This is a genomic window from Nocardiopsis sp. KDC1DS13DA1 (genome assembly GCF_055632325.1).
Genome location: NZ_JBVMUY010000025.1, coordinates 134,770 through 153,836 on the forward strand (window position 1 = coordinate 134,770; position 19,067 = coordinate 153,836).

The 19,067-nt window shown below is 71.4% G+C and carries 18 protein-coding genes, 1 tRNA gene and 1 other RNA gene; 9 read left to right on the top strand and 11 right to left on the bottom strand.

From position 1 onward, the window contains the following. Positions 1–89: 89 nt before the first annotated feature. Together ACTVAJ_RS16820 and ACTVAJ_RS16825 are read right to left on the bottom strand one after the other, a co-directional pair. Positions 90–177 (bottom strand) — tRNA-Ser (locus ACTVAJ_RS16820). A gap of 122 nt (positions 178–299) precedes the next feature. Then, positions 300–1,646, bottom strand: coding sequence for a DUF2252 domain-containing protein (locus ACTVAJ_RS16825; protein ID WP_470389110.1), 1,347 nt, complete (start codon positions 1,644–1,646; stop codon positions 300–302). A gap of 101 nt (positions 1,647–1,747) precedes the next feature. Between ACTVAJ_RS16825 and ffs the strand changes: the two genes are divergently transcribed. Together ffs and ACTVAJ_RS16835 are read left to right on the top strand one after the other, a co-directional pair. After that, positions 1,748–1,843, top strand: an RNA gene (gene ffs, locus ACTVAJ_RS16830) — signal recognition particle sRNA small type. Between the two features lie 104 nt (positions 1,844–1,947). Further along, complete coding sequence (locus ACTVAJ_RS16835; RefSeq protein ID WP_470389111.1) at positions 1,948–4,098, top strand: DNA polymerase III subunit gamma and tau; 2,151 nt, start codon at positions 1,948–1,950, stop codon at positions 4,096–4,098. Between the two features lie 232 nt (positions 4,099–4,330). On the opposite strand, the gene ACTVAJ_RS16840 is transcribed toward ACTVAJ_RS16835, so the two are convergent. Beyond that, a complete protein-coding gene (locus tag ACTVAJ_RS16840; protein WP_470389112.1) occupies positions 4,331–4,945 on the bottom strand; it encodes a TetR/AcrR family transcriptional regulator in 615 nt (204 codons plus the stop codon). 116 nt (positions 4,946–5,061) lie between these two features. On the opposite strand from ACTVAJ_RS16840, the gene ACTVAJ_RS16845 reads away from it, so the two are divergent. Further along, the gene (locus ACTVAJ_RS16845; RefSeq protein WP_470389113.1) at positions 5,062–5,274 is read left to right on the top strand and encodes a DUF6243 family protein; all 213 of its coding nucleotides are present in this window, start codon (positions 5,062–5,064) and stop codon (positions 5,272–5,274) included. A 79-nt stretch (positions 5,275–5,353) separates the two neighbouring features. On the opposite strand, the gene ACTVAJ_RS16850 is transcribed toward ACTVAJ_RS16845, so the two are convergent. Continuing rightward, positions 5,354–6,514 (bottom strand): methyltransferase domain-containing protein, encoded by a 1,161-nt coding sequence (locus ACTVAJ_RS16850; RefSeq protein ID WP_470389114.1) that lies wholly within the window; start codon positions 6,512–6,514, stop codon positions 5,354–5,356. 105 nt (positions 6,515–6,619) lie between these two features. Further along, positions 6,620–7,822, bottom strand: a complete 1,203-nt coding sequence (locus ACTVAJ_RS16855) for an alkene reductase (protein WP_470389115.1) — start codon at positions 7,820–7,822, stop codon at positions 6,620–6,622. Positions 7,823–7,894: 72 nt separating this feature from the next. Between ACTVAJ_RS16855 and ACTVAJ_RS16860 the strand changes: the two genes are divergently transcribed. From ACTVAJ_RS16860 to ACTVAJ_RS16880, 5 genes are all read left to right on the top strand, one after another. Continuing rightward, complete coding sequence (locus ACTVAJ_RS16860; RefSeq protein WP_470389116.1) at positions 7,895–8,281, top strand: MerR family transcriptional regulator; 387 nt, start codon at positions 7,895–7,897, stop codon at positions 8,279–8,281. Positions 8,282–8,359: 78 nt separating this feature from the next. Next, positions 8,360–8,704 carry a YbaB/EbfC family nucleoid-associated protein gene (locus ACTVAJ_RS16865; RefSeq protein ID WP_470389184.1) on the top strand — a complete coding sequence of 115 codons (345 nt, stop codon included), beginning with the start codon at positions 8,360–8,362 and terminating at the stop codon, positions 8,702–8,704. A gap of 122 nt (positions 8,705–8,826) precedes the next feature. Beyond that, positions 8,827–9,426 carry a recombination mediator RecR gene (recR, locus tag ACTVAJ_RS16870; RefSeq protein WP_470389117.1) on the top strand — a complete coding sequence of 200 codons (600 nt, stop codon included), beginning with the start codon at positions 8,827–8,829 and terminating at the stop codon, positions 9,424–9,426. Between the two features lie 181 nt (positions 9,427–9,607). Next, complete coding sequence (locus ACTVAJ_RS16875) at positions 9,608–10,879, top strand: aspartate kinase (protein ID WP_470389118.1); 1,272 nt, start codon at positions 9,608–9,610, stop codon at positions 10,877–10,879. After that, positions 10,876–11,934, top strand: coding sequence for an aspartate-semialdehyde dehydrogenase (locus ACTVAJ_RS16880; RefSeq protein ID WP_470389119.1), 1,059 nt, complete (start codon positions 10,876–10,878; stop codon positions 11,932–11,934). The genes ACTVAJ_RS16875 and ACTVAJ_RS16880 overlap by 4 nt, the downstream gene beginning before the upstream one ends. Before the next feature lie 103 nt (positions 11,935–12,037). Here the strand turns inward: ACTVAJ_RS16880 and ACTVAJ_RS16885 are convergent, their stop codons facing one another. Next, entirely contained in the window at positions 12,038–12,784 is a 747-nt protein-coding gene (locus ACTVAJ_RS16885) for a GntR family transcriptional regulator (RefSeq protein WP_470389185.1), read from the bottom strand. A 341-nt stretch (positions 12,785–13,125) separates the two neighbouring features. Between ACTVAJ_RS16885 and ACTVAJ_RS16890 the strand changes: the two genes are divergently transcribed. Beyond that, a complete protein-coding gene (locus tag ACTVAJ_RS16890) occupies positions 13,126–13,467 on the top strand; it encodes a PLDc N-terminal domain-containing protein (protein WP_470389120.1) in 342 nt (113 codons plus the stop codon). Here the strand turns inward: ACTVAJ_RS16890 and ACTVAJ_RS16895 are convergent. The 5 genes from ACTVAJ_RS16895 to ACTVAJ_RS16915 all read right to left on the bottom strand — a co-directional run bounded on the left by ACTVAJ_RS16895 (position 13,458) and on the right by ACTVAJ_RS16915 (position 18,825). Then, positions 13,458–14,021 carry an HXXEE domain-containing protein gene (locus ACTVAJ_RS16895; protein ID WP_470389121.1) on the bottom strand — a complete coding sequence of 188 codons (564 nt, stop codon included), beginning with the start codon at positions 14,019–14,021 and terminating at the stop codon, positions 13,458–13,460. The genes ACTVAJ_RS16890 and ACTVAJ_RS16895 overlap by 10 nt on opposite strands. Positions 14,022–14,177: 156 nt before the next feature. Further along, entirely contained in the window at positions 14,178–15,449 is a 1,272-nt protein-coding gene (locus ACTVAJ_RS16900; protein WP_470389122.1) for a dihydrolipoamide acetyltransferase family protein, read from the bottom strand. A gap of 11 nt (positions 15,450–15,460) precedes the next feature. Continuing rightward, a complete protein-coding gene (locus tag ACTVAJ_RS16905) occupies positions 15,461–16,474 on the bottom strand; it encodes an alpha-ketoacid dehydrogenase subunit beta (protein ID WP_470389123.1) in 1,014 nt (337 codons plus the stop codon). A 15-nt stretch (positions 16,475–16,489) separates the two neighbouring features. Then, entirely contained in the window at positions 16,490–17,596 is a 1,107-nt protein-coding gene (pdhA, locus tag ACTVAJ_RS16910) for a pyruvate dehydrogenase (acetyl-transferring) E1 component subunit alpha (protein WP_470389124.1), read from the bottom strand. Between the two features lie 545 nt (positions 17,597–18,141). Continuing rightward, complete coding sequence (locus ACTVAJ_RS16915; protein ID WP_470389125.1) at positions 18,142–18,825, bottom strand: GntR family transcriptional regulator; 684 nt, start codon at positions 18,823–18,825, stop codon at positions 18,142–18,144. Positions 18,826–19,067 lie beyond the last annotated feature (242 nt).

Consider the following 19,067-nt stretch of genomic DNA (forward strand, 5'->3'; position numbering starts at 1 on the left):
CCTGCCCTCTCCCGGGTCCCCGCGTGAGGGCCGTCGGGAGCGGCACGAAAAGAGGCTCTGGCCCGCGTCACCGCGGATCAGAGCCTCTCTGGCGGAGGATAGGGGATTTGAACCCCTGAGGGATTGCTCCCAACACGATTTCCAATCGTGCGCCCTAGGCCACTAGGCGAATCCTCCGCGAACAACTCTACATGCTGTCAGGGTGTGGTCCGAACGGGTTTCTCCGTGGTCGTCCGGTAGGGTGCCGGGCCTTTCGGAGCCGTCGCGGGACGGCTCCGAAAGGCCCCGGGCGCCCGTCGTCAGGCGCGGCTGGACCGCACGCCGCTGATGGCGTTGTTGCGGAAGGCGTCGACGAACAGCGAGTGGTCGGCCCGCGCCTGTGCGGCGTAGGCGTGCGCGAAGTCCGTGCACCAGGACGTGAACTCCTCCTCGCGGCCGTCGAGCACCGCCATGAGGGCCTCCTCGGTCTCCCCGCCCACCAGGGTGGTGTCCGCGTGGGCGTCGGACACGCAGTGCGCCTTGGCGGTCGCGCGGCCCAGGTAGTCCAGCACGGGGGCGATCTCCGAGGGTTCGGTGAGGCCGCCCCAGTCGAGGTCGTTGGTGTAGGGCGAGATCTCGCTGACCACGAAGCCCGCGCCGTCGAGCTCGGTGTGGCCCAGCAGCGGGTCGGCGTGTGCCTGGAGCGCGCGCTGGGACACGGCGGTGCGGTGCCCGTGGTGCTCGAAGGCCGCCATGATGCGCTGGTCGGTCACCACGCGGGACGGCGCGGCCACGTTGCCCTGCTTCATGGACAGGACGACGTCGTTGTCCCACGCCTCCGACCGCCCCTCGATGAGCAGCGTGTAGGCGGGCAGCCCGGCCGAGCCGATGCCGAAGCCGCCGCTGCCCACGATGTCCTTGACCCGGTAGTTCAGCGAGGTGAACCGCAGGTCCCGGGGGATGGTGTCCAGGTAGGCGCGGTACGCGGCGAGGGCCTTGTCCCGCTCGTCGTCGGCCAGGCGGCGTACGCGCGGACCCTCGCGGAACCTGCGCTCGTACCCGTGGCGCTCGGTCATGGCGGTCAGCATCGCGGCGCGGCTGTTGAGCCGCGCCTCCTGGAGCACGTCGTGCACCGTGCCGTCGGTGTTGCCCAGTTTGAGGGAGAACGCGGAGTCTCCGCCCTCGGTCGCGAACTCGCGGACCTGGTCGGTGTAGGCGCGGACGTAGCGCGCCGCCAGCGTGCCGATGTCCTCGTCGGACAGGGCCTTCTGCCAGCCCAGCAGGCCGATGCTGGCCACGAGGCGCAGGACGTCCCAGGTGAAGTGGCCGAGGTAGGCCTCGTCGAAGTCGTTGACGTCGAAGACCAGGCGCCCGGTCGAGTCCATGTACGTGCCGAAGTTCTCCGCGTGCAGGTCGCCCTGGATCCACACCCGCGAGGTGCGGTCGGTCGCCCACGGGTCGGCCATGGTGGCGACGTCGGCGTAGAAGAGGGCGGCGCTGCCCCGGTAGAAGGCGAACGGGTTGGCCGCCATCTTGCGGAACTTGACCCGGAACGCCGCCGGGGCGGCGGCCATCAGGTCGGAGAAGGCGGTCTCCAGGGTGCTGACGATGAGCTCGCGGCGCTCGGCGGAGCGGTCGGTGGGGGCTGTGGGGTCGAACATGCCCATCAAGACGCCCGGAGGGTCGGAAGGGTTCCGTTCCGCGGCTGTTGTCGGAACCACCTCGGCGACGGGTTGCCGGGGCACTCGGGGGTTCGGATACACTCGGGGCAGACCCCTCGTGCGGCGTCATCCTATGAACCTCCCCAGGGCCGGAAGGCAGCAAGGATAAGTAGGCTCTGGCGGGTGCGCGGGGGGTCCTTGTCTTTCCCGGGCCCGGACGAGCCCCCGGTTCCCACGATCCCGTCCGAGTTGTCGCCGCATGCGGGTTGAATGGACCCGTGGCAGGGACCAGGGGAGTGATCACACCGTGAGCATCGCGCTGTACCGCAAGTACCGTCCGGCGACGTTCGGTGAGGTGCGCGGACAGGAGCACGTGACCGATCCGCTGCGCCAGGCGCTGCGCAGCGGCCGGATCAACCACGCCTACCTCTTCAGCGGCCCGCGCGGCTGCGGGAAGACGACCAGCGCCCGTATCCTGGCCCGCTCCCTCAACTGTGCGCAGGGCCCCACCCCCGACCCGTGCGGCACGTGCGACTCCTGCGTGGCCCTCGCCCCCGACGGCGGCGGCAGCATCGACGTCATCGAGATCGACGCCGCCTCCCACGGCGGTGTCGACGACGCGCGTGACCTGCGCGAACGGGCCTTCTTCGCGCCGGTGGGCTCGCGCTACAAGATCTACATCATCGACGAGGCGCACATGGTGACCCGCGAGGGTTTCAACGCGCTGCTCAAACTCGTCGAGGAACCACCGCCGCACCTGAAGTTCGTGTTCGCCACGACCGAGCCCGAGAAGGTCATCGGGACGATCCGGTCGCGGACCCACCACTACCCCTTCCGCCTCATCCCGCCGAGCACCCTCAAGGACCTGTTCGAGGACCTGCTCAAGGAGGAGGGCATCCCCTACGACCCGGCGGCGCTGCCGCTGGTGGTGCGGGCCGGTGCCGGTTCCGCCCGTGACGGCCTCTCCGTGCTCGACCAGCTCATCGCCGGTTCGGGTGAGGAGGGCATCACCCGTGAGGGCGCCGTGTCCCTGCTCGGGTACACCGACTCCAGCCTGCTCGGCGACATGGTCGACGCACTCGGCGCCCGGGACGGGGCGGCCGCCTTCTCCCTCATCGACCGCGTGGTCGAGGGCGGCCACGACCCCCGCCGCTTCACGACGGACCTGCTGGAGCGCTTCCGTGACCTGGTCATCCTGGCCGCCGTCCCGGACGCACTGGACAAGGGCCTGGTCAACGCTGATCCCGAGGCGGCCGAGCGGATGCGGGAACAGGCCGCCCGGCTGGGCCCGGGCGAGCTCACCCGGGCCGCGGAGATCCTCAACCAGGGGCTGACCGACATGCGCGGCGCCACCGCTCCACGCCTGCTGCTGGAGCTCATCTGCTCGCGGGTCCTGCTGCCGGGAACCGACGGGGCGGACGGTTCCGCCCTGCTCGCCCGCCTGGAGCAGATGGAGCGCCGGGTCGCCTCGGGTGCCGCCGCCGTGCCGCAGACCGCCCCCGCGGCCCAGGCGGCTCCGGCCGTGCCGCAGACCGCTCCGGAACCGGTGCCCGCCGCCCCCGCGCGGCCCGCCCCCGCCCCCCAGCCCGATCCGGCCCCCCGGAATTCTCCGGCGACCGCGGGCCCGGAACGGCCCGGCGCGCCCGAGCCCGCACCCCGTGCCGCGCCCGAGCCCGACGGGTGGGCCGAACCGCCGCGCCGCTCCGCGCCCGACCCCGCGCCGCGACCCGCGTCCGCCCCGCCGCACTCCGGCGGAGCGGTCGACCTGGGCCGCGTCCAGGGCGCCTGGGGGCAGATCCTGGAGGCGGTCAAGGGCCGCCGCCGGTTCACGTGGATGGTCCTGACCGGCAGCGACGTCCGCCCGGTCGGGGTGGAGGGCAACACCGTCCTCCTGAGCTTCAACCGCCCGAACGAGGCCAAGGGGTTCGCCAACAGCGGCAGTGACCAGGTGGTCGCGGGGGCCGTCCAGCAGGTGCTCGGCACCGAGGTGCGCGTGGCGGCCGCCGGTTCGGGGCCGGGGGCCCCGTCCGCCCGGCGCCCGGAGCCCGCGCCCCGTCCGGTCGAGCCCACCGGCTGGGACCCGCCCGCGCCGCAACCCGCCCGCCCCGAGCCCGTCCCGGCGGAGAGCCCCGCGGCTGCGGAACCCGCTCCCGCGCCGGCCGCTCCCGGCGGCCCGCCCCCGGACCGGATCGTCACCGGTCTCCAGGAGCCGCCGCCGGACCCGTTCGAGGACGCCTCGGCCGCGCCTCCGCCCGAGGCGGCGACCGCCGACCCGGAGCCCGAGCCGAGGCGGGAGCCGGCATCCGCCGAACGGCGGGCCGCGCCGCCCGCGACCGGTGCTCCGGCACCGGGCGGCGGTGCGTCGCCGGCCCCGGCCGGGGGTGGCGCCTCGCTCATCGAGTCCGAGCTCGGCGGCCGCGTCATCGACGAGATCGAGCACGAGGCCCCGGCCGACTAGGGCCTGTTTTCTGGGACGGTCACCGTAGGGGGTGGTCGTTCGGGCGCCGACCGGGTTGCGCACGACGGGGCGAGCCGCGGAGCGGGGAATGAGCGGCAGGCGCGGCCGAGGAGGAGGAATCCCTGTCCCCGGGCGCCCGGACACGGTCCGAAGCCGAGCGCAGGACCCAGAAAACACAGCCCGGGGCCTGCTTGTTCCGGCCCCCGCTCCGCGGTGGAAGGCAACCCCTCCCTCAGCGCGGGCCGAGGGCCCGCAGCGCCGTGGCCAGGAGTTCGTCCACGTAGGCGTGGGTGAGTGGCGCGGTGCGCATCAGCCACCGCTGCGTGATCGGTCCGACGAGCAGTTCCAGGGCGAGGTCCAGGTCGAGGCCCGGGTCGAGCTGTCCGGCGTCCCGTGCCGCGCGCAGCCGTTCCCGGAACGCCTCGTTGTTGGGTCGTGTCAGCCGTTCGGCGACGGTCGCGGCGAGGTCGGGGTCGTGCTGGATCTCGGCGGTGAACGCGCGGGCGATGCCGTCGGTCCCGGGGTCGGTGAACTCGTCGACCGTGGCGTACAGGACCGCTCGCAGGTCCGTGGCCAGGTCGCCCGTGTCCGGAAGCGGGGCGCCGGGGGTTCCGGTCCGCCGCTCGAAGACGTCGAGGACCACGGCCGCCCTGGAGGGCCACCAGCGGTAGATGGTCTGTTTGCCGACCCTCGCCCTGGCGGCGATCGCCTCCATGGTCAGTTTCGCGTACCCGACCTCGCCGACGAGTTCGGCCGCGGCGTCGAGGATGGCCAGGCGCGCGCGTTCGCTGCGGCGTTGGGGGTCCGGCGCCCGCCTCTCCCGGGGGTCTTCCGTGGGTGTGTCCATGCCTTCACGGTAACGGGAGGAAAAGAACGAGACGTCTCGTCTTGTTTTGGTTACGCTCCTGTGGACGATCACGGAGGCGGGGCACCGCGTCCCGCCGTGAGGGAGAGGAGACGCCCATGGCGAAGAACAACGACAACCTTCTCGGGTTGGGCGGCCAGCGCAGCACGGTCTCGCGCGGATCGCTGAGGGGCGGGGGCAACGGCGGTCCGAGCGGACCCAGTGCCGACGCCCGCCAGAACAGGAACGAACTCCTGCGCAAGCTCCGGGAGAGGAACGAGAGGGCGAGGACCGCGGAGGACGGGACCGGGGAGGACGGGACCGGGGCGTGACCGTCGGGTCGCCGCTCCGCTCCCGCCGCGGACGGCCTCCGGGAACGCACGGCTCCGGAACCGAGGGGAACCCGGCCGGTCACACCGTCCATCCGGGACCGTCGGGGGAGCCCAGCCACACCCGGTGGCCGCCCGCTCCGTCCACCGACAGTCCGAAGCGCTCCGGTTCCGGCCGGTCCAGCCGTTCCCACTCCTCCAGCGCGTCCTCGAACTCGTCCCAGATGCTCCTCGGTCCGCCCTGCTCGATCATCCACGACGTGCCGTAGGGGTAGACGCGTACCCACGACTCCCCCGACCTGTCGCTGACCCACACGCCCGACCCCGTACCGATCCACCTCCGCCGGACCCGCCAGTCGGGCACCAGGACGGACAGCGCGAACGCGGAGGCGAACGCCGTGAGCGGAGCCAGGGGGTCGGTCTGGGTGAGCCGGTACTCGTCCGGCTGCTGTCCCGAGTCCCGTACCAGTGGCGCGGCGGGTCCCGGCACCCGCAGGGACACGAACCCCACGCCGCCGTGGAAGGTCCCCGTCGCGGAACCGTCATCGGCGCGTTCCAGCCGGGTGATCACCCCGGCGCCCTCCAACAGCCCCCACGGGCAGACGATCAGTCCGCCCGCCCGGGTCTGCCGCGTCCAGGCGGAGGGCACACGGCGGACCCCGCAGGTGGACGTGATCCGGTCGTAGGGGGCGCCGGGCGGCCAGCCCTCGTACCCGTCGGCGTGCTGGACGGACGGGGTGTACCCCTCGGCGCGCAGCGTCGCGCGCGCGGAGGCCGCCACGTGCGAGTCGATCTCCACGCTGGTGACCGCGGAGTCGCCCAGCCGGTGGGCGAGCAGCGCGGTGTTCCACCCGGTCCCGGTCCCGACCTCCAGGACGCGCTGGCCGTTGGTGAGGTCGGCCAGCTCCAGCATCCGCGCCAGGACGGTCGGCGCGGAGCTGGAGGAGGTGGTCGCCCTCCGGGGGGACGGGCGCGGACCCCGTACCTCCTCACCCCGTTGCCTCGGCAGGCCGACCTCCTCGATCCGGGTGCCGATCGCGTCGTCGGTGTAGACGGCGGCGAGCCACAGTTCGGGGTTGTTGACGGCGTTGAGCGGTGTGCCGTGGTGGGTCAGGGCACCGGACTCGGGGATGTAGTGGTGCCGGGGGACGGCACGGAAGGTGTCGATGAGGGCGGGATCGGTCAGTGTTCCGTCCGCGATCATCGCCTCGATCAGAGCCGCGTGGCGCTCCCTGGCGGTCAACACGTCGTCCCCCGTGACTGTCGGTGATGCCGTTGGCGCCGTCGGGACACCAACGGGACGTTTGTGCCCCGCAGGACACTCCTTCAACCGACAGTGACGCCAAGGCTACTCTTCGCCTCCGGGTGTGCCCTGGTCACCGCCCCGCTCCTCGCCGTGCGGAGGGTAGTCGACATACCCCCGGGGGCCGGACGTGTAGTGGAACTCCTTCTCCCGGATGGGCGCCCACGGCACCCCGGCGGCGATCCGCTCGACCGCGTCGGGGTTGGAGATGTACGGGCGGCCCACGGACACCAGGTCGGCGCGGCCCTCGCGGACCAGGCGCGCCGCGCTCTCGGGGGTGGTCTCCTCGTGCTCACCGGTGTTGCCCACCAGGGTGGAGTTCCAGCGGGGGCGGAGGTCGTCCAGGGCCGGGTAGCCGGGGTCGTCGGTGACGTGCAGGTAGGCCAGGCCCAGCGGGTCGATCGCGGCCAGGAGTTCCCGGTAGACGGGGGCCGGGTCGTGCTCGACCATCTCGGACTCCGGGTTCCCGGGGGAGATCCGCAACCCCACGCGGTCGGCGCCGACCGCGTCGGCCACCGCCTCGACCACCTCGACGGCGAAGCGGATCCGCCCCGTGGCGGTGCCGCCGTACAGGTCGGTGCGCAGGTTGGTGTTGTCGGCGAGGAACTGGTGCGGCAGGTAGCTGTTGGCGCCGTGGATCTCCACCCCGTCGAACCCGGCGCGGATCGCGGCGCGGGCGGCCTCGGCGTGGTCGGTGACGGCGGCGCGCACCTCGTCGAGCGTCATCGCCCGCGGCGTGACCGGCGCGACCTTGCCGCCGAGGGTGTGGAACAGGCCGGTGCGCGGGACCGCCGAGGGGGCCAGCGGGGTGCCGCCGTCCGGGCGGTTGGCGGGGTGTCCGTTGCGTCCGGCGTGCATGATCTGGGCGAAGATCCGCCCGGGGCGGCGCCTGGCGCCACGGGCGGGGCCGCCGCCCTCGTCGGCCCCCGCGTGGACCGCGTCGGTGACCGCACGCCAGCCGACCACCTGCTCCTCGGTGAACAGGCCCGGCTGGGTGAGGTACTGCTGGCCGGTCAGGCTCGGGGCGATGCCCTCGGAGACGATGAGCCCCGCACCGGCGCGCTGGGCGTAGTAGGCGGCCATGACCGGTTGGGGAACGCCGTCCCGGTCGGCGCGCAGCCGGGTCATCGGGGCCATGACCACCCGGTTCGGCAGGGTGAGCGTGGGGAGCGCGTGCGGGGTGAGCAGCGGGTGGTCGTTCGTGGACGGGTGCGTGGCGGCGGTGTCGGTCGTTGTCGTCGTGTGCATGGAACGAGACTAGAATTTGACATCAGTGTCAGGTTCAACCCTCTGTGGCACACATCACATGAAGGAGGCGTGGTGCGGATCGGTGAACTGGCGCGGCGATCGGGGGTCAGCCCGAGGTCGCTGCGGTACTACGAGCAACAGGGGCTGCTGTCCTCCCGGCGGACCACGGGCGGGCACCGCGAGTACGGGTCGCTCGCGCTCGAACGCGTCGAGCGCATCCAGTGCCTGTTCGCGGCGGGTCTGAGCAGCGGCACCATCTACGATCTGCTGCCCTGCATCTACGCCCAGGAACGCGGCGAACCCGCCCCGGACCTCCTCGACAACCTGCGCGAGGAGCGTGAGCGGATCCAGGCCTCCGTCGAGCGGCTCCAGCGCACCCTCGCCACGCTCGACACCGTGATCGACGACCACGCGACGCCTCCGCCGGTACCGGCGGTACCGGCGGAGGGGAGCGGTTAGTCTCGCAGCGAGAGTGACACGACAAGCGACACCCAGCACCACGAGTGCGGCGAGGAGACGGCCGTGAACCCTGGCGGAATGGACATGCAGGCCCTGCTCCAGCAGGCCCAGCAGATGCAGCAGCAGTTGGTCGAGGCCCAGCAGGCGCTCGACGAGGCCGAGGTCGAGGGCACCTCCGGCGGAGGCCTGGTCAAGGTCAGGCTGAACGGGCGCGGGCAGGTCGAGGACATCACCGTCGACCCCAAGGCCGTGGACCCCGCCGACGCCGGGGAGACGGCGCAGACCGTCGCCGACCTGGTGCTCGCCGCCATCCGCGACGCCGAGGCCCAGGTCGAACGGCTCCAGCAGGAGAAGATGGGGCCGCTCACCCAGGGCATGGGCGGGATGCCCGGCGGTGGGATCCCGGGTCTGCCGGGCTTCTAGGCTCCCGCGGTCGGACGGTGCGGGGGCCTGGCCGTGTACCCGGCAGGCCGCCGCGCCGGATACGGTGGGTGGAAGGGGTGACGGACCGCCCCGTGGTTTCGGTCCGACCGAGTGGGTAGGCGATGTACGAAGGCGCGGTACAGAATCTGATCGACGAGCTCGGGCGGCTGCCCGGCGTCGGTCCGAAAAGTGCGCAGCGTATCGCCTTCCACGTGCTGTCCGCGGAGAACGCGGACGTCAGACGCCTCGTCAACGCGTTGGTCGAGGTGAAGGAGAAGGTGCGCTTCTGCTCCGTGTGCGGCAACGTCGCCGAGGAGGAGCAGTGCCGTATCTGCCGTGACGCGCGCCGCGACGCCGCGGTCATCTGCGTCGTCGAGGAGTCCAAGGACGTCGTCGCCATCGAGCGCACCCGCGAGTTCCGCGGGCGCTACCACGTGCTGGGCGGCGCGATCAGCCCCATCGAGGGCGTCGGACCCGACGACCTGCGTGTCAAGGAACTCATGACCCGTCTGGCGGACGGCCAGGTCACCGAGCTGATCCTGGCGACCGACCCCAACCTGGAAGGGGAGGCCACCGCGACCTACCTGGCGCGGTTGGTCAAACCGATGGGTCTGAAGGTGACTCGTCTGGCCAGTGGACTGCCGGTCGGCGGTGACCTGGAGTACGCCGACGAGGTGACGCTGGGACGTGCCTTCGAGGGCCGTCGCAGCCTGGAGTTCTAGCTCACACTCGGCCGTAATCTGTCCGAAACACGAGTAACCTCCGTTTCTCGGGGTAGGCCCGAGTGCTGGTGTGTCAAGTCGCCACGCGCTCCCGTCGCAGGTCGGACGGGGTGTGAGAGGCGTGGCTGGCTACACTCCAATTGTCTGTTGACTTGATCCCAACTCCTCAGGAGCATCGATCGTGGCCCTAATCGTGCAGAAGTACGGTGGGTCTTCCGTGGCTGACGCGGAAGCCATCAAGCGAGTAGCCCAGCGGATCGTCGCTCAGAAAAAGGCGGGATATGACGTCGTCGTCGTCGTGTCTGCCATGGGCGACACGACCGACGAGCTGCTGGACCTGGCCGAACAGGTCTCCCCGATGCCGCCGGCGCGCGAGCTCGACATGCTCGTCACCGCGGGTGAGCGCATGTCCATGGCCCTCGTGGCGATGGCCATCGAGAACCTGGGGTACGAGGCCCGGTCCTTCACCGGTTCACAGGCCGGTGTCATCACCACGTCGTTGCACGGCAACGCGAAGATCATCGACGTGACCCCGGGTCGTATCCAGGAGGCCGTGGACGAGGGCGCGATCTGCATCGTCGCCGGGTTCCAGGGCGTCTCCCAGGACACCAAGGACATCACCTCCCTGGGGCGCGGCGGCTCCGACACCACGGCGGTCGCGCTGGCCGCGGCCCTGGAGGCCGACGCCTGCGAGATCTACAGCGACGTGGACGGGGTCTTCACCGCCGACCCGCGCATCGTCCCCTCCGCCCAGCGCATCCCGCAGGTCTCCTACGAGGAGATGCTGGAGATGGCCGCCTGCGGGACCAAGATCCTGCACCTGCGGTGTGTGGAGTACGCGCGGCGTTACAACATTCCCCTGCACGTCCGCTCGTCGTTCAGCCAGAAGCCCGGAACCTGGGTCGTTTCGGAAGTCGAGGAAAGCGAAGGCATGGAACAGCCGATCATCTCCGGGGTCTCCCACGACCGGAGCGAAGCCAAGATCACCGTCGTCGGAGTCCCGGACAAGGTGGGTGAGGCCGCCACGATCTTCAAGGCGCTCGCCGACGCCGAGATCAACATCGACATGATCGTGCAGAACGTGTCGGCGGTCTCCACCTCCCGCACCGACATCTCCTTCACGGTTCCCAAGGAGTCGGGCAAGCTCGCGGTCTCCTCCCTGAAGAAGGTGCAGGACAAGGTCGGCTTCGAGTCCCTGCGCTACGACGACAAGATCGGCAAGGTCTCGCTGATCGGTGCGGGTATGCGCTCCTACCCGGGCGTCACCGCGCGGTTCTTCGACGCGGTCGCGGGTTCCGGCACCAACGTCGAGATGATCTCCACCTCGGAGATCCGCATCTCGGTCATCGTCGAGGAGTCCCAGATCGACGCGGCCGTCCAGGCCGCCCACAGCGAGTTCCAGCTCGACGCCGACCAGGTCGAGGCTGTCGTCTACGGAGGTACCGGCCGATGAGCAACCGTCTTCCCACCCTGGCCGTCGTCGGCGCGACCGGCGCCGTCGGCACCGTCATGCTCGACATCCTCACCCAGCGGGAGAACGTCTGGGGCGAGATCCGCCTGGTCGCCTCCCCGCGCAGCGCGGGCAAGGTGCTGCGGGTGCGCGGCGAGGACGTCGTCGTGCAGGCCCTGGCGCCCGAGGTCTTCGACGGCGTGGACGTCGCCATGTTCGACGTCCCCGACGAGGTCTCCAAGGAGTGGGCGCCGGTCGCCGCCGCCCGGGGCGCGGTCGCCGTCGACAACTCCGGTGCCTTCCGCATGGACGCCGACGTCCCGCTCGTGGTGCCCGAGGTCAACGCGGACCAGGTCCGCAACCGCCCGCGCGGCATCATCAGCAACCCTAACTGCACCACGCTGTCGATGATCGTCGCGATCGGCGCGCTGCACCGCGCCTTCGGCGTCACCGACCTCGTGGTCTCCTCCTACCAGGCCGCCTCCGGCGCGGGCCAGGAGGGTATCGACACCCTGCGCGACCAGATGGCCAAGGTCAGTGCGGACCGCGGCATCGCCGAGAAGGCCGGTGACGTCCGCGCCGCCGTCGGCGAGCTCGGTCCGTTCCCGGCTCCGCTGGCCTACAACGTCGTGCCGTGGGCGGGTTCGCTCAAGGAGGACGGCTGGGCCTCCGAGGAGCTCAAGGTCCGCAACGAGTCCCGCAAGATCCTGGGCCTGCCCGACCTGCGCGTCTCCGCGACCTGCGTGCGGGTGCCGGTGATCACCACCCACTCGCTGGCCGTGCACGCGACCTTCTCCCAGGAGGTCACCGCCGACGCCGCCCGCGAGCTGCTCGGTTCCGCCGAGGGCGTCGTGGTCCAGGACGACCCGGCCAAGGGCGAGTTCCCGACCCCGGCCGACGTCGTGGGCACCGACCCGACCTGGGTCGGCCGCATCCGCCGGTCGCTGGACGACCCGAAGTCGCTCGACCTCTTCCTGTGCGGGGACAACCTGCGCAAGGGCGCCGCGCTGAACACCGCGCAGATCGCCGAGGTCGTCGCCAAGGAGTTCTCCGGCTGACCTCCCGGACCCGACGACGGCGGTGGCCCGCTCCCGCACCGGGGAGCGGGCCACCGCCGTCCGCGCGCGGGGCGACCGCCGTGCCACCGCCGTCCGCGCGGCGTCAGGTCCGGCCGCGGGGGTCGCCGGGGCGGCGTGGCCGGGCGAGCGACAACTTGTAGAGAAGTCGACACTGCTCCGCCGCCCCGATGAGGTCGGAGGTCTCCACCGGGCGGCCGCCGCTGTAGTGCGTGCGCTCGATGATCAGCACGGGCAGCCCCGGCGCGCAGCTGAGGAGGACGGCCTCCGAGTCGAGCAACGAGCGCACGCCCACCTCCTCGACCACCCGGTCGACGGGGTGCCCCGCGGCGCTGAGCCGGTCGAGCAGGCCCAGGTCGGGATCGGCGTCGAAGGGTGTGCGCAACGTGCCCGCCGTGAGGGCGGCGGGCTCCCAGGACAGGTGCAGGGCGATCGGCACGTGTGTCGACAGGCCGCGCGACGTGGTGCGGTACACCGGGTCGCCGTCGCGCAGGCGGAGCCTGGTGCTCAGCGGGGGCTCGCACCGCTCCTGCTCCGTACCGAGCGTCTCCCGGCTGAGCCGCCCCAGCCCGGAACCGGAGTCGGCGTCGGTGCGGCACAGCCGGAACATCTCGGGGACGTCGCGGACGAAGTACCCGGATCCGGGCCGGGCCTCGACCAACCCCTCGGTGACCAGGAGCCGGAGCGCGGTACGGGAGATCTGTTCGCTGACGCGGTGGGTGCGGGCCAGTCGTGTCCGGGAGGGCAACCGGGTGCCGGGGGGCATCTCGCCGCGCAGGATCGGTTCGCGGAGCTGTTCGGCCAGCCAGAGGTATCGGGGCTGCCTGACCACGGTCACCCGACCCCGGTGGTGCGGCCCTCCGTCATCCGGATCGCTCTGCTGTCCCACGGGGGTGCCACGGGTCGGACGTGTGGGTGGGGACCCGGGTCCGGCCGGGTCGAGGGAGTGGACCTGCCAGTTCGCCGAAGCTCGCCCATGTCCCCAGTAAAGCAGTGGAAAGCGCAGGTGGGGGGTGCTACCCGAAAGTAGCCGGTTCCGACCGTCCGGGGGCGTGGATTCGTCAGCCGCGCGGGGCGACGGGGGAAACGCCCGAATGCCATGGAATGTCAGGGAGCGGACAACAGATGTGATTACTCTGCGTGTTAGTGGTACCACTGCATGTTGGGAGAGTCATGTTCACGTACCTCGCGGACGCCACGGACACCGCCTACACCTGGGCGAGCGGGATCGCCGGGGTGATCGTCCTCGCCATCGCCCTGGCCCTGCTGGTGCTGCTCGTCGCTGCGGTCGTCTCCACCCTGATGCACAAGGACACGACCGCCGGGGGCAAGCTCCTGTGGATCATCCTCGAGGTCTGGTGGCCCCTGCTCGGTTCCGTGGCCTGGTTCGTCGTGGGCCGCAAGGGGCACCTGAACCGGTTCCTCGGCATCTCCAAGAGCCGCTCCCGGCACTCCGCGCCCAGCGTCGGTCAGCACAGTGACATCGCGGACCAGGAGGGGCTCGGTCACGCCTGAGCGCGTCGCCGCAGGGGGCGGTCGGCGAGTGCGGCGAGTCCGTGCGCCCCGGCCAGCGCGGCCGGGAGGAGGGCCAGCGCGGCTCCGGCCGGCGGACGCGTCCCCGCCACGCCCGCCCGGCGCAGCCGCCGCCACGCCCAGAGGGAGAACGGCGCCACCACCAGCGGCGCGGTGGCCACCCCCGGCGTGTACCCCCGCGTGGCCACGGTCTGGGCGACGTGCACGGCCGAGTGCAGCCCGAAACCGACCAGCGCGGCCTGGTAGAAGCCGCTCCGTCCGCCGGTCCTCGCCCCGTCGGCGGAGGCCGCGGCGACGAGCAGCCCCATCAGGGCGATCGCGGTCGCGTTGTGCCGGGGCGAGACGTCGAGGCCGTCCCAGACCCGGCCCGGGACCCGCGGCAGGTTCCGTTCCAGGCGGGGGCGGGCCCTGCGCGACCAGCCGGGGACCGTCACCAGCTCCTCCGCGTCGTGGACGATCCACGCGCCCAGCAGCCCCCACGTCACGCTGGCGGGAACCCCGTCGGGCTCGGCGGTGCGGGTTCTCGAACACCTCATGTCGGTACCTCCCGGCGCGCACACTACTCCCGCCGTCCACAGGCTGTGGACAGGGGGTGGCCGGTGTGTCCGCCGTCCACAGCCTGTGGACGGCGGACACACGAACGCCCCGGCCGGGGTGCAGGATCCGGCCGGGGCGTTCGTGGGACTGGAGTGCTACAGGATGATCCGCATGGGCTCTTCCAGGATCTCCGCGAGGTCCTTCAGGAAGGCGGCGCCCACGGCACCGTCCACCGCGCGGTGGTCCACCGACAGCTCCAGGGAGATGCGGTTGCGCACGGCGACCTCGCCGTCCACGACCACGGCTTCCTGCCGCATCGCACCGACCGCGAGGATCGCCGCCTCCGGCGGGTTGATGACGGCGGAGAAGCTGTCCACGCCGAACATGCCCAGGTTGGACACGCTGAACGTGCCGCCGCTCATCTCCTGCGGCTTGAGCTTGTTGTCGCGCGCCTTGCCCGCCAGCTCACGCGTACGGGTGGAGATCTCCGACAGCGTCGCCTTGTCCGTGTCGTGCAGGACCGGCACGACCAGGCCCGCGTCCACGGCGACGGCCACGCCGACGTTGACCCGGTGGTGCTGGAGCAGCCCGTCGTCCACCCACGAGGTGTTGACCGCCGGGTGCAGCTTGAGCGCGGTCGCGCAGGCCTTGACGATGAGGTCGTTGAAGCTGACCTTCACGCCCGTGCTCGACAGCTGCTCGTTGATCTGGGCGCGGAAGGCCTTGAGCGCCTCGGCGTCGATCGTACGGCGCAGGTAGAAGTGCGGCACCTGCTGCTTGCTCTCGGTCAGGCGGCGCGCGATCACCTTGCGCACGTTGCCGACCTTGACCTCCTCCGAGGCGCGGCCGTCGTCGAAGGCCGGTGCCTGCGGCGCGGCGGCCGGGGCGGCGGCGGGAGCGGGAGCGGCGGCCGGGGCCTCGGGGACTCCGGCCTTTGCGGCGGCCTCGATGTCGGCGCGTACGATCCGGCCCTTGGGCCCGGAGCCCTGGATCTTCGTGATGTCCAGGCCGTACTCCTTCGCCAGCCTGCGGGCCAGGGGCGAGGTGCGCGGACGCTCACCGTCACCGGTCGGGGCGGCGGGGGCGCTCGGTTCCGCGGCGGGAGCGGCGGCCGGGGCCTCCTTCTCCTCGGCCTCCTCCCCGGCGGCGGGGGCCGGAGCGGCCGGGGCGGACTCCTCCGGCACGGCGTCGGGGCTGTCGGCGATCACGCCGATCACCTCGCCGATCGGCACGGTGTCGCCCTCGCCCACGGTCTGCTTCACGAGGAAGCCGTCCTCGTAGGCCTCGTACTCCATGACGGCCTTGTCGGTCTCGATCTCGACCAGGACGTCACCGGCGGCGACCTTGTCACCGACCTTCTTGACCCAGGTGCTGATCACGCCCTCTTCCATGGTGTCGGAGAGGCGTGGCATCTCGATGTTGCTCATGGAAAACTCCTCTACCCGACCCGCTTGCCGACGGCGCTCAGGGTCTCCTTGATGGCGGTGCTGATCGACTCGACGGAGGGCAGGGCCGCCGTCTCCAGCGGCTTGGCGTAGGGCATGGGCACCTCGGCCATGGCCACACGCCGGACGGGGGCGTCCAGGTAGTCGAAGGCCCCCTCCTGGATGGACGCGGCGATCTCCGCGCCGATCCCGTAGGTCAGCCAGTCGTCCTCGCAGATCACCGCGGCACCGGTCTTCTTCACCGAGTCCACGAACGTCTGGCGGTCGAGCGGGCGCAGGCTGCGCAGGTCGACCACCTCGACGCTGATGTCCTCCTCGGCCAGCTTGTCCGCGACCTGGCCCGCCACCATGGCCATGCGGGAGTAGCCGATGAGCGTGATGTCGGTGCCCTCGCGGGTGATCCCGGCGCGGCCGATCGTGGCGACGTTGTCGTTGTCGGCCTCGGCGTAGTCCTCGGGCACCTCGCCCTTGGAGTTGTACAGACCGAGGTTCTCCAGGAAGAGGACCGGGTCGTCGTCGCGGACGGCCGCGCGGAGCATGGCGGAGGCCTCCGCGGGGGTGCTCGGGGCGAGCACCTTCAGGCCCGGGATGAAGGAGTAGAACAGCTCGATGTTCTGCGAGTGCGTCGCGCCGAGCTGCTGGCCGCCGCCACCGGGGGTGCGGATGACCATGGGCACGCTGGTCTGGCCGCCGAACATGCCGTAGATCTTGGCGGCGTGGTTGATGATCTGGTCGATGGCGATCAGCGAGAAGTTGATCGTCATGAGCTCGACGACCGGGCGCAGGCCCAGCATGGCGGCGCCGATGGCGGCGCCGACGAAGCCCTCCTCGGCGATCGGGGTGTCCTTGACCCGGCGGGGGCCGAACTCCTTGAGCAGACCCTCGGTGATCTTGTAGGACCCCTCGAAGACACCGATCTCCTCGCCCATGACGAGGACGTTCTCGTCGCGGAGCATCTCGGCGCGAAGGGTGTCCCGCAGAGCCTGGCGGTAGGTGATGACAGACATGTGCTGGTTCCTTCTCTACTCCGCGAACACCGGGTCGGCGGGCATGCGCCGCGACTCGTTCGGCACCGGGGTGGCGTACGTGTAGTCGAAGAGCGTCGAGACGTCGGGCTTGGGGCTCTTCTCGGCGAAGTCGGCGGCCTCGGTGACCTCGGCCTTGACCGAGGCGGCGATCTCGTCGCGGATCTCGTCGGTGAGGATGCCCGCCTTGGTGAGCCTGGCGTCGAACAGGGCGATCGGGTCGTTCTCCCCGGCCCGCGCCGACTCGCGCTGCTCGTCCGTGCGGTACTTGGCCGGGTCGACGACCGAGTGGCCCTTCTGCCGGTAGCTCCACGCCTCCAGGAGGAACGGCGTCTGCTCCTGGCGGGCGCGCTCCACGAGGCGGGCGGCGGTGTCGCGCACGGCGAGGACGTCGCGGCCGTCCACGCGCTCGCCCTCGATGCGGAAGGCGGCGCCGCGCTTGTACAGCTCGGGCTCGGCCGAGGACATCTCCACGGTGGTGCCCATGCCGGTGAAGTTGTTGATCACCACGAAGACGATCGGCAGGTTCCACAGCTTGGCGATGTTGAGGGACTCGTGCCAGGCACCGATGTTGGTGGTGCCGTCACCCATCTGGCACATGACGACCTCGTCGCCGCCCCTGTAGGAGACGGCCAGCGCGGCGCCCGTGGCCAGCGGCAGCTGACCGCCGACGATGCCGTAGCCGCCGAGCATGCGGGACTCGGTGTCGTACATGTGCATGGACCCGCCCCAGCCCTTGGAGACGCCGTCACTGCGTCCGTAGAGCTCGGCCATGACCCGCTTGGGGTCCATCCCCTTCTCGATCGCGTACCCGTGGTCGCGGTAGTTCGTGAAGAGGTAGTCGCTCTCCTTCAGGGCGGTCATCAGGCCGACGACCGTGGCCTCCTCGCCCAGGTTCAGGTGGCAGTAACCGCCGATCCTGGCCTGGGTGTACGCCTGGGCGGTCCGCTCCTCGAACCGTCGGACGAAGACCATGCGCCGGTAGTAGTCGAGGAGGGTGTCGGGGCTCTCGTTGGAGAGGCTCGGGGAGGTGTCCTTGCGGGCCCGCCGCCGGGACCCGGAGGACCTGGCGGCGCCGCCCTTCGGCTTGGCCGTGTCAGCCATGGTGTGCCTTTCTACGTACGAGAAGGCCTGTCGCCCGGGCCTGTGGGCCGGAGCGCGAGGCCCGCCGTGGCCCGCTGTCGGGCGTGGCCGTGGCGTGCGCCGCCGCCGGGCTCATTCGGCGGCGGCGCTCTTGTGGCTGTCGCGGGGTGCGTCCCGGGGACCGTGGCTCGTCCTCCCCGGACGCGAAGCGATGGTGGGGTCTCGTGTGCAGTTGTCGCCCGGACCCTCGACCGCATTGCTTCCCGGTCTGGGGTGCCCTATGCATCCTCCGACGGTCGGCTCGGCGGTCTCGGTCACCCGGGTTCGTCCACCGGCCGGATGAACGACACCGTGCGCCCGTGGGACACGTGCGTGTGACGTGCGTCGCGCACACTCTACGGACTGATCGATGATCGATCAATACGACTTTACGGTAGATCTCCGAACTTTGGTGCGAAAGGGCAGGTCAGTCCGGATCGGTCTGGAGGTTCGCCCGGGGCGGTCAGGGTGCGTTCCGTGGCTGCCGCTGGACACGCGCGGCGGGTACGTGTCCGCGCGTCACGCCCCTAGCGCCCCACGGCGTCACCGTGGGTCTTGAGGGCCGCCTCCACGTAGTTGAGGACGTGGTCGCTCACCATCTCGCCCACCGCCGGGTCGCCCTCACGGAAGGCGCGCGTGATCTGGTCGTGGTCGGCCGCCTTGGCGTGCAGTTCCATGTCCAGCCAGCGCACGGACAGGGCGGTCCACACCTCCACGCCGAGCGACTCCCACGTGTGCAGGAGCACACTGTTGTCGGCGGCGCGCACGATCTCGCGGTGGAACTCCACGCTGTGCCGGATCTGCTCGGAGACGTCGCCCTGGGCGGTGGCCCGCTTGAGCGCCTCCACCTCCCGCTCCAGCGGTGAGGGGTCCGCGGCCAGGCGGGGCGCGGCGAGACGTGCGGCGACGAGCTCCAGGCCGGCGCGGACGGGGTAGATCTCCGCCATGTCCTGAACCCCGAACGCGCGTACGCGGGCGCCCTTGTTCGGCACGGTCTCGATCAGGCGCAGGGTCTCCAGTTCGCGCAGGGCCTCGCGGACCGGTGCCTGGCTCACCTTGAGCTCCGTGGCGATCCGGCGCTCCACGATCCGCTCACCGGGCTTCCACCGGCCGGACAGCAGTCCCTCGACCAGTACCTGCCGGATCTGCTCGCGGAGCGGCTCGCGGGCCAGCTTCGAGGGATCATCCGGCAACTGCGGGAGGTCGACCATCCAGGACCCTTCCGTTCCTCGGTCCGCGCGCTCCGTGCACGCGGGCCCGTCCGCTCGACGTCGTACAAGCTCCTTGAAGGGTGCCACACCGGCACGGGTCAACCGGACCACGGGCATCGAACGCCTAACGGAAACATCACGAACGCATCTCTCGGGAGTGAACCACACCCGGCCGTTGGTGGGGCGTCGGGCAAAGTCCGTGGTGGAGGGGGGTGTGGTCGGCCGACCGGGGCACTCTTGGG